We start from the raw sequence: 13,323 nt of genomic DNA, 5'->3' as shown, positions 1-13,323 counted from the left end.
CGCTTCCTCAACACCACCCCGCGCCCCCCACCGGTCGGGTGCCGCACTGATGTTTTCGGGACGGACGCCCCGCCCACCACTCCGGCCGCCCCCCCCCCCCACCTCTCCCCCGATCGACGGGGTAGAGGAAGGACGCGAACTTCATTCAGGCAGGCTGCCTTCCTCTCCCTCCGGAGGGGGGAGAGGTGGCGCTGCGAAGCAGCGACGGAGTGAGGGAACCACCTGGCAACCGTCTCGCCCCGTTGCCGGGCAGAAGGAAGGCAGCTACGCATGACGCGCCCAGCCATCTCCAAAAAGTCATCCTGGCCTCGCTGGGCCCGGCGCGGCCTCATGGAAAACATTGCGACGGCGCTCATCGCCGTCGGCTTCCTGATGCTGTTCCAGCCCTTCGCGCTGGCGCTCTACACCTACTCCTTCATCACCATGCTCGCCGGCACGGTGATGTTCATCATCGTCTCGAAGTTCCCGGAATAATCATGGCCGAAATCCGCGTCCAACATTTGAGAAAGGCCTTCGGCGATTTCGTCGCGGTGCAGGATTCCAGCTTCGTCGTCGAAGATGGTGAGTTCTTCGTCATGCTTGGTCCCTCGGGCTGCGGCAAGACGACGACGCTGCGCATGGTCGCCGGCCTCGAATTGCCGACCGGCGGCCAGATCCTGCTCGGCGGCGAGGACGTCACCATGCGCCGGGCGCGCGAACGCGACATCGCCTTCGTCTTCCAGCTGTTCGCGCTCTATCCGCATATGAACGTGCGCAAGAACATCGGCTTCCCGCTTCTCGCGCAAGGCATGCCCTCGGCCGAGATTCGAAGCCGTGTCGAGGAAACGGCGAAGCTGCTGCGCATCGACCATCTGCTCAACAAATCGGTCTCGGGCCTTGCCGGCGGTGACCGCCAGCGCGTGGCGCTCGGTCGCGCCATCGTGCGACGGCCAAAATGCTTCCTGATGGACGAGCCGCTCGGCACGCTCGACACCGAATTCCGCGATCTGATGGTGCATGAGCTGCGCGAGCTGCACAACCGCATCCACGCCACCACCGTCTATGTCACGCACGACCAGATGGAAGCGATGTCGATGGCCGACAAGATCGCCGTCATGAACCATGGCGTCATCGAACAGTTCGGCAGCCCGCGCGAAATCTACGACCGCCCGGCAACCATGTTCGTCGCCGATTTCATTGGCTCGCCGCCAATGAACTTTCTCGGCTTTGACGGCGGATTGGCGAAGGGGGCGAAGGAGATCGTAGTGCAAGGCGCCAAGGTGGCGGTGCCGGAAGTGCGCGAGGATATCGCGCCGGCCGACATGGCGCTCGGCATCCGCCCCGAACACATTCGCTTCGACGACGCCTCGAAACTGCGCGGCGCCATCTATGGCACCGAATATCTCGGCACGACGCAGATCGTGGCGGTGGAGACGGCGGACGGCATCATCAAGGCGCGGGTGCCGGCCGAAATCCGGCTCGCTGCCGGCGATCATGTCGGGCTGACGTTGAACAGCGCGCGGCTGTCGCTGTTCGACAAGGGCTCGGGTCGGGCGGTGCGCACCGCGATCCACGATACCGCCTCTCAAGGGAGAGCGCAGCATGGCTGACGTGCACATCAAGGGCGTGACCAAAAGCTTCGGCGACCATGTCGCCGTCGATGGCCTCGACCTTAACATCGCCGATGGCGAATTCGTCGTGCTGCTCGGCCCGACCGGCGCCGGCAAGACGACGACGCTGAGATTGATCGCCGGACTGGAGCGGCCGGATGGCGGCACGATCCATATTGGCGGCCACGATGCGACGACGCTGTCGCCGGCCGAGCGCGACACCGCCTTCGTGTTCCAGCAATATTCGCTCTACCCGCATCTGTCGGTCTACGACAACCTCGCCTTCCCGCTGCGTTCGCCAGCGCGGAAAGTACCGGAGGACCAGATTCGCCGCCGCATCGAAGAGGTGGCGAAGATGGTGCGCATCCACCACAAGCTGAACAACCGCTCGACCAAGCTTTCGGGTGGCGAAATGCAGCGCGTCGCCATTGGGCGCGCGCTGGTGCGCAAGCCGTCGATCTATTTGATGGACGAGCCGCTGTCGTCGCTCGACGCCAAATTGCGCGCCGATCTCAGGCTCGAACTCAAGCGCATCCAAGCCGAGCTCGGCGCCACCATGCTCTATGTCACGCACGACCAGATCGAGGCGATGACCATGGCGGACCGCATCGGCATCCTCAACAATGGCGTGCTGGTGCAGATCGGCACGCCGCGCACCATCTATTCCGAGCCGGCAAACCTTCATGTCGCCGCACGGCTCGGCCAGCCGGCGATCAATCTGCTGCCAGCGGGACTGCTGCCTGATGGTGGGGCGCCGACCGGAACCAAGACCATCGGCGCGCGCACCGAGCATCTGTCGATCGAGAAGACCGCAAACGGCCATGCCGACGGCGTCGTCGACTGGGTCGAACATCTCGGGGACCAGAACCATCTGCATGTTACGGTCGGCCCGAAGAAACTGGTGACGCTCACCGACCCCGATACGGATCTGGCCGAGGGCGACAAAGTGGTGATCCGCTACCGCTCGCCGCTCTATTTCGGCGCCGACGGACAAAGGCTGATGTGACGGTTTCGGCGGTCTAGACGCCGGCTTCTGACTGACGATTGCGAATACGGGACGAATTCGATGAAGCACTTTTTCAACCGCAGGGAAACGATCGTCACCGAGGCGCTGGACGGGCTGTTGCGGACTATCGGTTCCGGCGATCTCGCGCGCCTCGACGGTTACCCCGAGATCAAGGTTGTGCTGCGCGCCGACTGGGACAAGGCGAAAGTTGCCGTCGTCTCCGGTGGCGGCGCCGGACACGAACCGTCCCATGCCGGCTTTGTCGGCAAGGGCATGCTGACGGCGGCGGTTTCGGGCGAGATCTTCGCCTCGCCCAGCGTCGAGGCGGTGCTGGCCGCCATCCGCGCGGTGACCGGCCCGGCCGGCTGCCTGCTGATCGTCAAGAACTACACCGGCGACCGGCTCAATTTCGGCCTGGCGGCCGAGAAAGCGCGCGCCGAAGGGTTTCGCGTCGAGATGGCGATCGTTGCCGACGACATCGCCCTGCCGGGTATCAACCAGCCGCGCGGCGTCGCCGGCACCTTGTTCGTGCACAAGATATCAGGCCATTTGTCGGAGACGGGAAGCGGTCTGACAGCGATCGCGACAGCGGCTCGCGTGGCGGCGAAGGACATCATCTCGCTCGGCATGTCGCTGTCGTCCTGCTCGATCCCCGGCCAGCCACATGAAGAGCGGTTCGGCGAAAATGACGGCGAACTCGGCCTCGGCATCCATGGCGAGCCGGGCGTCGAGCGCATCGCCGTGCAGAGCGCCGACAGATTTGTGGCGATCATGGCGGAGCGGCTGGCGGTGCGGCTCGACCCGAACGCCAGCCACGCGTTGCTCATCAACAATCTCGGCTCGGTGCCGCCGCTCGAAATGTCGCTGGTCGCCAATGCCGTGCTGGCCTCGCCGCTGGCCAAGACCGTGAAGCTTGCGATCGGCCCAGGACCGCTGATGACGGCGCTCAACATGAACGGTTTTTCGCTGTCGCTGATCAAGCTCGATGCGGCGCGCGAGGCAGCCTTGCTGGCGCCTGTCGGCCCACATGCCTGGATGCCGGCCAAAACCGTCGTCGCGCCGGCTATCGTGCCTATGGCGAAAGCGGCTGGAAACAGCGCAGCCCAAAGGGCCAGCCAGGATTCCGGCACCAGGCGTTTGATCGTCACGGTCTGCGAACGGCTGATCGCGCTCGAAGAGACACTGAACGGGCTCGACGCCAAGGCGGGCGATGGCGATACCGGTTCGACGGTTGCGACCGGCGCGCGCAGCGTGCTGGAACGGCTCGATGCGCTGCCGCTGGCCGACCCGGCCGCCACGCTTGCGGCTATAGGCGATAGTCTGGGCGTCGCAATGGGCGGCTCCTCAGGCGTCTTGCTGTCGATCTTCTTCACGGCGGCGGCTCAGGCTTCGAACGGCGGAGCAACCCTGTCCAAGGCGCTGCTTGCCGGGCTTGACCGCATGACTTTTTACGGTGGCGCCAAGGTCGGCGACCGCACCATGGTCGATGCCTTGGAGCCGGCGCTGAAGGCGCTCGATGCCAAGGGGCTGGATGCCGCGGCTACAGCGGCACGGCACGGCGCCGAGGCGACCGCTGCCATGGAGAAGGCGAAGGCCGGACGCTCCGCCTATGTTGGCACCAAATTGCAGGGCGTAGTCGACCCTGGCGCCCATGCCGTGGCCGAAGTGTTCGCGGCCGCCGCCGCGCTGCATGCAACGGCCTGACGGCATGCTTCGATTGTCGAATGAAAACTCTTGCGATACTGCCGGCAGGATCGAAACCGGGAATCTGGACATGGCAGCGTTCGACCTTGCCAGGCTGATCACCGCCGCCGCGGACACGATCGCCGCTCACTCGGAAGAGTTGACCGCGCTCGACCAGGCCATCGGCGACGGTGACCATGGGCTGAACATGAAGCGCGGCTTCGAGGCTGTGCGCGCCGATGCCGGGGCGTTCGCTGCAAAGCCGCTGCCCGAGGCGCTGAAGGCGATCGGCACCAAGCTGGTGATGACGGTCGGCGGTGCATCCGGGCCGCTCTTCGGTACATTGTTCCTGGCGCTCGGCAAGGAGATTTCGGGAGAGCTGGATCGTGCCAAGCTGGCGGCTGCTTTCGGCAAGGCAATCGAAGCTGTGGCCGCCAGAGGCAAATCCCAGGTTGGTCAAAAGACCATGCTCGATGTGCTGCAACCTGTGCAGGACGCGTTGGTCGAAGGAAAGACGGCCATGGAAATTGCAGATATCGCCGACGTGGCTGCCGAGGCGACCGTGCCGATGAAGGCAACACGCGGTCGCGCCTCATTCCTCGGCGACCGCTCAATCGGTCATATGGATGCCGGCGGACGCTCTGTGGCGCTGCTGGTGCGGACCGTCGCCGAAACCGTCGAGGGCCAAGCATGAGCAATGTCGGCATCGTCATCGTCTCGCATTCGCCGCTGGTTGCCGAAGGCACGGCCGACATGGTGCGGCAGATGGTGGGCGACGAAGTGCCGCTTGCATGGTGCGGCGGAAACGGCCATGGCGGGCTCGGCACCAGCGTCGAAGCGATCATAGGCGCCATCGACAAGGCGTGGTCGGAGGCGGGCGTCGCCATACTGGTCGATCTCGGCGGCGCCGAGACCAATTCGGAAATGGCGGTGGAAATGATCGGCGAGCCGCGGGCGCAGAAGATCGTCGTCTGCAACGCGCCGATCGTCGAAGGCGCGGTGATGGCTGCGACGGAGGCGTCCGGCGGGGCCTCACTGAAGGAAGTGGTGGCGACGGCGCATGAATTGTCGCCGTCGTGAGTGAACGGGAATTTTGAACGCATGTCCGCATTTGCCGAGGCCACCGTCCTGATCACCCACGAGGTAGGTCTGCACGCGCGCCCTTCGGTGAAGTTCACCAAGCTTGCCAAGAGCTTTGCCGCCGAGGTGGAGATTGCGCTTGCCGCCAACGGCCCATGGTTCGACGCCAAGAGCATCGTCAAGGTGATGGCGGCCAGGGCGCCGAAAGGCACCATGCTGCACATCCGGGCCACAGGCGACGGCGCCGACGAGGCGGTCGGCGCGCTGGCCGAGCTGGTGCGACGCGGTTTCGACGAGGATGCGGGCCATGCCCGAACCGCTTAGGCTGCAAGGCATTTCGGCCTCGGCCGGCTATGCCGAGGGGCCGTTGTTCAACCTCGACAACGGCACTGCGCGCTACTCAGGCAAGGCGAGCGCCGCGGACGAGAAGGCCGCATTGGAAGCAGCTATCGCCAGCGCGACGGACCGGCTCGCGACCCTGATCGAAACCGCCGATGACGAGGCCGCCGGCATTCTCGAATTCCAGCTCGCCATGCTTGGGGACGAGGCACTGACCGGCCCGGCTTTTGCCGCGATCGCGTCCGGCATGCCGGCTGACATGGCCTGGCGACAGGCGCTGGACGCCGAGATCTCCGGCTACGAAACGTCAGACCAGGACTATTTCCGGGCTCGCGCCGCCGATATCAGCGATATCCGCGACCGCGTGCTGCGCGCCCTTACCGAGGAGCAGGAGAGCGCTCCACCAGCGGGCGCCATTCTCTATGGCGAGGACATCGCGCCGACGCGCTTTCTCGAGACCGACTGGAGCACCGGCGGCGGCATCGCGCTGAGGGCCGGCAGCGCCGCCAGCCACGTCGCCATGCTGGCGCGCTCGCGCGGTGTGCCGATGGTGGTGGGGCTTGGCGCTTCGCCGGCTGATCCCGTCGGTCTGGCTCTGCTCGATGCGGAGCATGGCGGTATCGTGGTTTCGCCGACGACGACCGAGATCGAAGCGTTCCACCGGTCCTCGTCCTCGTTTGTGGCACATCGAGACAAGGCCCGACACTATCTCGCGAAACCGGCGGTAACCCGGGCCGGCACGACGGTGCGCGTGCAGGTCAACATCGCCGATCCGTCCGAGGTCGATGGCATCGACATCTCGACCTGTGATGGCGTCGGGCTGATGCGCACCGAATTCCTGTTCGGCAAGGCGCCGCCGGACGAGGAGACGCAATACCAGGCCTATCGCAAGGTGCTGGAATGGGCAGGCGACAAGCCGGTGACCATCCGTACCGTCGACGCCGGCGGCGACAAGCCGGTGCCGGGCTTCACCGTCGAGGAGAGCAACCCGTTCCTCGGCCTGCGCGGCATCAGGCTGTCGCTGGCAAGGCCGGAGGTGTTTCGCGTACAGATCAGGGCGCTGCTGCGCGCGGCGGTGCACGGCAATCTGAAGGTGATGTTTCCGATGATCGCCGTCGCGGAGGAGTACCAACGCGCCGCCGCTCTGTTCGTGGAGGAGCAGGCCGGGCTTGCCGCGCGCGGCGTAGCGTACAAAATGCCGCCGCTCGGGATCATGGTCGAGGTGCCGTCGGTGGCGATCGCGCCGGAAGCGTTCGCCGATGTCGCCTTCTTCTCGATCGGTTCGAACGATCTGACCCAATATGTTATGGCCGCCGCCCGCGACAACGCTGCCGTGGCACACCTCAATTCGGTGCGTCATCCTGCCGTGCTGCGGTTGATCGCGGGGGTGACCGCGTTCGGCCTGCGCGCGAAAATCCCAGTCAGCCTGTGCGGCGATGCCGGCGGCGATCCGGCATCGATCCCGGCACTGCTCGAGGCCGGCCTGCGGGATCTCTCGGTGGCTCCCGCCCAACTCGCCATGGCCAAGGCGGCCATCTCAGATGTTTCGGTCTAGGGTGACTGAGATGGCCGACAAGACACCAGAAGCCGGCTCCGAAGAGGCGATCCGCGCCTACAAGACGATCCTGTCGCAGGTCATCGACCAGCGTCCGTCGGGCATGCGCCAGCGCCTTGCCGATGCGCTTGGCAAGCACCGCAGCTTCGTCACCCAGATTTCCAGCGCGGCCTATTCGACCCCGATCCCATCAAAACATCTGCCGGCTATTTTTTCGGTCTGCCATTTCAGTCCGGCCGAGCGCGATCAGTTTCTGGCTGCCTATCATCTGGCGCATCCCGGCAAGATGTCGGTTGCGGCAGGCATGCGCAAGACCCGGCATGTCTCGCTGATCGTGCCCGATTTCGGCGACGACAAGCAGAATGCAGCGCTCGACAAGGCGATCAACGAATTCATCCAGAAGATCACCAGCATCACCGGCAGGAGTGGCGGCTGATCGTGTTGTGTCGGGAGGACACATGAAGAAGTTTATGAATTCCGTCGACACGGTGCTGACCGAAAGCCTCAACGGCTTCGTTGCAGCTCATGCCGACATCCTGGTGCTGGGCGAGGAGCACAAATTCATTCGCCGCAAGGTGATGAAGCCGGGGAAGGTGGCGCTGATCTCGGGCGGCGGTTCCGGCCACGAGCCGTTGCATGCCGGCTTTGTCGGTCACGGCATGCTGGACGCCGCCTGCCCCGGCCAGGTCTTCACCTCGCCAACGCCGGACCAGATACTGGCGGCGGCCGCCGCCGTCGATACCGGCGCCGGCTGCCTGTTCATCGTCAAGAACTATGAAGGCGACGTGATGAATTTCGACATGGCCGGCGAAATGGCCGACGGCGTCCTGCAGGTGGTGATCAATGATGACGTCGCCGTCGAGAATTCGTCCTTTACGACCGGCCGGCGCGGCGTCGCCGGCACGCTGGTGGTGGAGAAGATCGTCGGCGCCGCCGCCGAGCAAGGCATGGCGCTGGCGGATCTCAAGGCGCTCGGCGGTCGCATCAACAGCGCGACGCGTTCGATGGGCGTGGCGCTGACCAGTTGCACGGTGCCGGCGGCCGGCAGGCCGACCTTCGAGATTGGTGATGGCGAGATGGAATTCGGCGTCGGCATTCATGGCGAGCCCGGCCGGCGTCGCGACACGTTGAAAAGCGCCGATGCGATCGCCGAAGAGATTTGCGCCGCTATCCTGGGCGATCTCGGCGACAGGGCGAAAGGCCCGGCACTGTTGTTCATCAACGGCTTTGGCGGCACGCCGCTGATGGAGCTCTATCTGATGTACAACAGCGCCCGAAACATCTTCGAAAAACAGGGCGTGACGGTGACCCGCTCGCTGGTCGGGTCCTACGTGACATCGCTCGACATGGCCGGCTGCTCGATCACGCTGACCATGCTGGATGACGAGGCAACGTCAATGTGGGACGCGCCGGTGCACACAGCCGCGCTGCGCTGGGGACTGTAACGGAGGGGCCTTGCCCATATCCCGAACAGGCGGCTTATGAACTTGCCTTAGCCTGCGGGACCGGACGGACCGTTACCCGCAGTCACGCCGACAGATTGCCCGCCTGCAGCGCGGCTTGCCTTGCGGCCGACCGCTCCGGCTTCATCCAAACCGAAGCCGTAGAAGTCTTATCGCGGTATCGGCAGCGACGGCCCGGCCACCACGCTGGACAACTTTCCTGCCTTGCGCAGCACGGGCGCTTCATACTTTTTCTTGGCCATTCCAAACACCCTTTTCAGTCCAGTGCAAAAGAATGGACCGAAACCGTGGAAAGTCAATTCATGAGCTGGTTCTGCCACCACACGCTGGCTTCATGCATGCTTTTCTGCAACATACGCTCCTCTGAGTTGGTTGTTTGACGCAATTCCGGACGGGAATTGCTGATGTGGGCGAACGCAATCCGGGTTTGATGCTGCCATCTCTTGCGCCTGCCGATGAAAAACTGCTGCTGACCTTCGCCGACCCGGAGGCGACGGTTGCCATTGGCCGTGACGTTGCTGCCGAAAGCTTGCTGGCACTGCTCGCCAATGCCGAGTTCCACGGCGTGCTGCCGATCATGCTGCGCAAGCTCAGCGAGATCGGCGACGCCCAACTGCCTGCGGACGCAGCCTTGCGGCAAAAGCTGTCGGAACTGCGTGATCGCTCGACGCTGGCGACCGGCCAATCGATGCTGCTGCAATATCATGGCGACCGCATCATGAAGGCATTGGCGGCGAAAAATGTTCCGGCCCGCATCGTCAAGGGTCCGGTCTTCGCACGCAAACTTTACCGCCACGCCGCTGACCGGCCGTTCACCGACATCGACATTCTGGTCGAGCCGGCCAGCATCATTGAAGCCAACACGGTGATTGCCGGATGCGGCTTCGAGCTCTGGAGCGGCGAGGCGCAGTCGCAGGATCTGCAGGAGTTCAAGTGGCTGGAGAAGGAGAATACCAGCCTGCTGATCGAACTGCACGGCAACCTGGTGCATGATTCCGGCATGCGGCGGCGGCTGTCGCTGGGCTTTCGCGAATTGCAGATCATCGACGGCAGCGAGGCCGACACGCCGGCCGCGCTGCTGACCATCGCCATTGTCCACGCCGCCGGCGGGCACAAGTTCCACCGGCTGCAGCTTTGCGTCGACGTGCTGCAGGGCGTGCGCGCGCTGCGGTCGCCCGCGGATGAAGACCGGCTTTTCGAGGCGGCGCGCATCAGCGGCATCGAGCTCGAACTGGCGACGGTTCTCAATGTGACGGGGCGGCTCTTTGATGCACCGCGCGCGATCGAACTGGCCGACCGCATCAAGCCCGACCTCTCGATATTTTTGGCCAAATGGCTGATCACCGGCGATACGCTGCTCGGCGTCAATTCCAGGGACAAGATGCATTCGCGCCTGCGCCGCGACGCCTTCCGCTGGATCCAGCGCCTCGCCAGGCCAAAGCCGCATTCTGCCTGAAGTGTGCTTTAGTCCCGCGCCGCCAGCGCCGAGCGGATCAGCGGGGCCGCCTCGGCCGGGTTCGCGCCGACTTCCAGGGTAAATGTCGGGACGGCTTTGACCAGCGTTGCGATGGTTGCCATGCGGCGCTTCTGCGCCGGCAAAAGGCCGGTCATGCCGGTCCTGACATTGTCGGTGGCAAGCGCCACCATGGCGTCTGTCCTGGTCATGGGCACGAGCCGGGTTTGCGCGTCCGCCGAGCGGGCGAGATGAAACAGTGCCGCAACCGGTCTGCCGACAGTTTCCTCGATGCGGATGATCTCGGCGAGACGTTCCAGCGAGACGGCCTGCTCGCCATTGGCGTCCCATTTGTCGCCAAGGCAAGGCGCCACGAAGGGCAGCATTGCCGCGGTGTGGCGGTGGACCTTCACCTTGCGCGGCAAGCCCCAGGCCGTGATGCCGCCACCGGCCAAAACCTTGAGGATCATGGCGTCATCCGAGCACAGGCCGAAACCTTGCGACGCCAGCGCCAGCGACGTCGTCGACTTGCCGGTGCCGCTCGGCGCATGGATCAGCACGAGCGCCTCGCGGCCGGGCAATGTCAGGCCGGCGGTGTGCAGCATGTGCTGGTCGCCGGCATCAAGTGCTGCATCCAGCACCATCATCAGCACCGTCCATTTGACCTTGGCATCGGGATGGACTCGTATCTCGGCCCAGCCTCCATCGGCATTGATCGAGACGGTCTGCAGGCCGGGAAAGACCAGATGAACGGTGCCGCCACCGTCGATCAGCCGGCAATGGCCGTCCTCCGGCACCTCGCCGTCGAAAGCGAGTTTTCCGGCAGGCGATTCCGGTAACTCCCGCGTCTCGACGATGTCGACGTGGAAATCGGGCTCGACCGGCCCGCTCACGCGCAACGTGCCGAGCAAGAGGTCGAAGCTCGGCCAGAGATCGGCCCGCGAGGCCGATATGCTGATGACCTGGCCCTGGAGATCATAGCAGAAGGTGGTCGCCGGACCGGTCAAGCAGCGTGCGCCTTTCCGGCATCGGCGTGATGGCGATAGATCTGCACCATGCCGGGGAGGCTGTCCGAGACCACCGGGCGGCCATCGAGACAGACCCAGCAATGGGCAGACATACGCGGCGCCTGCATCGACTTCGGATCGACGCCGAAGCGCAGATCCGGATCGAAGCCGGCAAAGCGCAGGAAGCGGTGGGCGAGCAGGCCCTCGCGCAGGCATCTGCGGTCGCGCATCAGCCAGGGGTGCCGGACGGTCCGGTTGACGGCAGCGACGATGTAGGCTGACGACAGGCCGCGATAAGGGGTGGGTGCGCTGAGCGGCGCCCATTTCAGCACCGATTCGAAGCTGCGGCGGCCGATCAGGGTCGGCATCAGCCGCGCGCTTGCCCATAAATGGACACGAAACAAAGCGCGCAGGAGAACGCCGTCCACCATCAGGGAGCCGGGTCGGCGAGAATGCCTTCGCTCACCAGTTCGGCGGCCAGCGCCGCCATGTCCTGGTCGAGCGTGCCCTTGTCGACCTCGAACTCGTCAGACAACAGGACGACGATCTGGTCAAGGCTGCGGGCGCCGTCCACCTTGTCGAGAAAGGCTTCGGTGGTGCCGTTGCAGGTGTAAAGCTGGCCGCTGCGCGCCAAGAGCACGACGGCGCCATCGCCGACATGCTGGACCGAGGCGTCGTCCGCCAGCCGCAGAACCATTTCAGAACCGATTTGGGCCATGGAGCCCCTCCACCATTTTCCTGGAGAGCAGATAGCGTGGCGATGCGGGTCTGTCCATTGCGCGGACGAGAGGGAGAACAGGCCGGCCTGACCGTTCTGTGGCAATCCGGCAACGCCACCATCCTCACGACACAGGCAACCGAAGACGGCGGGTCTTAAAACAGGGAAGCACCCCAGAAATAGTCGGTGATTGCAGCTGGTAATCACCGCCGCAAGCCGTCAAGCCGGCTATCTCGCAGGGTCAAGGTCTTGCTTTTCTTACCTAAAGTAAGCTATGCAGTCGCGGGGTTTTGGGAGAGCATTGGGTATGCGTTACAATTGGGAGCGGGCGCCGACCGCGTTCGAACGTCATCGAAAAGCGTTGGCAGCCGCCATATTGATTGCGGGTGGCGTCGGGCTGATGCTGGCGGCCTTGCCGCTTTAAGACTGATATCCGACACGAACGCCCTGCTTTCTCCGGGCGCATGAGCTTTTTCTGCCTGCCACAAGACGCGCCGCGGCTTAGCGTGCCTGGCCGGTTACGGCGATGAAGCGGCGGTCGCGTCCTTCGAAGCCCTGGCTGAAGCGCTGCACCAGCACCGCCACTACCGCCGGCCTGCCGGGCGGGGTGTATTCGTAGGATTCCGACAGGCTGTAGGAAGTCGGGCAGTTGCGCGAGCCCGGCACGGCCTTGTCCTCGTGCAGCACCTTGAACGGCTTGCCGTCCTGCCCCTGCAGCGACAGGCGGAAGCCGCGCGCCTTGCCCGTCTTGTCCCCTTGAAGTGTCTTGTCGCCCGGAAGAACCTGGTCGCTTGGCTTGGCGTCATCAAAGCTTGCCAAGCAATCCTCCTTGCTGTCGGCAAGGATCTCATCGAGCTGGATGGTCGAAATCGGTGTTTCGCCATAGAACGGCGACAGCCATTTCTGCGCGGCCTGCTCGAGGCGGGGGATGTCGTTGTACTCGACCGTGTCGTCCGGGAAGGTGAACCTGTCGGAGGCCGTGCGCGTGCCGCGCTCGGCGATGCCGTATTTGGCCAGGATTGGCGCGGCCTGCTTTGCGGCCTGCGCCCGTGCCTGCTCCACCGTCGTGGTCGCCTCTTCCGATTCATCGAGGACAAGGATCGGCTTGCCGCCGACGAACTCGTCTGTGCTTGTGTCGATGATGTCGATCTGCGACCAGCCGGAAACGGCAGCGTCGAGCTCGCCATATTGCTCGAAGGCGAAATATTTGCCGTCGGGGGAAAAGCCGATGATGCGCCGCGCGGCGGCATCGCCGGCCTGGGCGGCGGAAACGATCGTCAACAGCAGCGCTGCTCCAACGGCAGATCCAACCCCGTATCGTACCGTCATTGCGCGCCCTGCCCCGAATTCAAACCCGGCCATGGTGCCTGCAATTTATGGCCAAGGCGAGATCGGCCAAGCCCCAAATTTCGGGAAAGACATGGCATTTG

15 protein-coding genes are annotated in these 13,323 nt (G+C 64.5%); 11 read left to right on the top strand and 4 right to left on the bottom strand.

Annotated elements, in window-relative coordinates:
- The first annotated feature begins 270 nt into the window (after positions 1–270).
- The 11 genes from NKI06_RS19770 (at position 271) to NKI06_RS19720 (ending at position 10,171) form a co-directional block, all read left to right on the top strand.
- Entirely contained in the window at positions 271–474 is a 204-nt protein-coding gene (locus NKI06_RS19770) for a hypothetical protein (protein ID WP_023694181.1), read from the top strand.
- A gap of 2 nt (positions 475–476) precedes the next feature.
- On the top strand, positions 477–1,589 hold the full coding sequence (locus tag NKI06_RS19765) for an ABC transporter ATP-binding protein (protein WP_352445215.1): 1,113 nt from the start codon (positions 477–479) through the stop codon (positions 1,587–1,589).
- Entirely contained in the window at positions 1,582–2,595 is a 1,014-nt protein-coding gene (locus tag NKI06_RS19760; protein ID WP_023694183.1) for an ABC transporter ATP-binding protein, read from the top strand. The genes NKI06_RS19765 and NKI06_RS19760 overlap by 8 nt, the downstream gene beginning before the upstream one ends.
- A 60-nt stretch (positions 2,596–2,655) precedes the next feature.
- Positions 2,656–4,299, top strand: a complete 1,644-nt coding sequence (locus NKI06_RS19755; RefSeq protein WP_352986785.1) for a dihydroxyacetone kinase subunit DhaK — start codon at positions 2,656–2,658, stop codon at positions 4,297–4,299.
- 70 nt (positions 4,300–4,369) lie between these two features.
- Positions 4,370–4,972 (top strand): dihydroxyacetone kinase subunit DhaL, encoded by a 603-nt coding sequence (gene dhaL / locus NKI06_RS19750; RefSeq protein ID WP_352986783.1) that lies wholly within the window; start codon positions 4,370–4,372, stop codon positions 4,970–4,972.
- Positions 4,969–5,358 carry a dihydroxyacetone kinase phosphoryl donor subunit DhaM gene (gene dhaM / locus NKI06_RS19745; protein ID WP_023746630.1) on the top strand — a complete coding sequence of 130 codons (390 nt, stop codon included), beginning with the start codon at positions 4,969–4,971 and terminating at the stop codon, positions 5,356–5,358. Before dhaL ends, dhaM begins: the two co-directional genes overlap by 4 nt.
- A 21-nt stretch (positions 5,359–5,379) precedes the next feature.
- Positions 5,380–5,682 (top strand): HPr family phosphocarrier protein, encoded by a 303-nt coding sequence (locus NKI06_RS19740; RefSeq protein ID WP_352986780.1) that lies wholly within the window; start codon positions 5,380–5,382, stop codon positions 5,680–5,682.
- Positions 5,666–7,252 carry a phosphoenolpyruvate--protein phosphotransferase gene (ptsP, locus tag NKI06_RS19735; protein ID WP_352986778.1) on the top strand — a complete coding sequence of 529 codons (1,587 nt, stop codon included), beginning with the start codon at positions 5,666–5,668 and terminating at the stop codon, positions 7,250–7,252. The genes NKI06_RS19740 and ptsP overlap by 17 nt, the downstream gene beginning before the upstream one ends.
- A 10-nt stretch (positions 7,253–7,262) precedes the next feature.
- Complete coding sequence (locus tag NKI06_RS19730) at positions 7,263–7,688, top strand: hypothetical protein (RefSeq protein ID WP_023668784.1); 426 nt, start codon at positions 7,263–7,265, stop codon at positions 7,686–7,688.
- A 22-nt stretch (positions 7,689–7,710) separates the two neighbouring features.
- A complete protein-coding gene (dhaK, locus tag NKI06_RS19725) occupies positions 7,711–8,697 on the top strand; it encodes a dihydroxyacetone kinase subunit DhaK (RefSeq protein ID WP_023668785.1) in 987 nt (328 codons plus the stop codon).
- 448 nt (positions 8,698–9,145) lie between these two features.
- Positions 9,146–10,171 carry a nucleotidyltransferase family protein gene (locus tag NKI06_RS19720; RefSeq protein ID WP_023668787.1) on the top strand — a complete coding sequence of 342 codons (1,026 nt, stop codon included), beginning with the start codon at positions 9,146–9,148 and terminating at the stop codon, positions 10,169–10,171.
- 8 nt (positions 10,172–10,179) lie between these two features.
- Here NKI06_RS19720 and NKI06_RS19715 read toward each other — a convergent pair whose 3' ends face one another.
- The 4 genes from NKI06_RS19715 to NKI06_RS19700 all read right to left on the bottom strand — a co-directional run bounded on the left by NKI06_RS19715 (position 10,180) and on the right by NKI06_RS19700 (position 13,174).
- Positions 10,180–11,175, bottom strand: coding sequence for a serine kinase (locus NKI06_RS19715; RefSeq protein ID WP_352986776.1), 996 nt, complete (start codon positions 11,173–11,175; stop codon positions 10,180–10,182).
- On the bottom strand, positions 11,172–11,606 hold the full coding sequence (locus tag NKI06_RS19710; protein WP_023668789.1) for a lasso peptide biosynthesis B2 protein: 435 nt from the start codon (positions 11,604–11,606) through the stop codon (positions 11,172–11,174). The genes NKI06_RS19715 and NKI06_RS19710 overlap by 4 nt, the downstream gene beginning before the upstream one ends.
- Positions 11,606–11,893, bottom strand: a complete 288-nt coding sequence (locus NKI06_RS19705; RefSeq protein WP_023684213.1) for a PqqD family protein — start codon at positions 11,891–11,893, stop codon at positions 11,606–11,608. Before NKI06_RS19705 ends, NKI06_RS19710 begins: the two co-directional genes overlap by 1 nt.
- A gap of 501 nt (positions 11,894–12,394) precedes the next feature.
- A complete protein-coding gene (locus tag NKI06_RS19700; RefSeq protein WP_245264497.1) occupies positions 12,395–13,174 on the bottom strand; it encodes a DUF2259 domain-containing protein in 780 nt (259 codons plus the stop codon).
- Positions 13,175–13,323: the final 149 nt, after the last annotated feature.

This window comes from Mesorhizobium sp. M0772, assembly GCF_040320135.1.
Classification (GTDB): domain Bacteria; phylum Pseudomonadota; class Alphaproteobacteria; order Rhizobiales; family Rhizobiaceae; genus Mesorhizobium.
The sequence above is the reverse complement of the archived record's forward strand: the minus strand, read 5'-3'. Positions and strand labels throughout refer to the sequence as shown.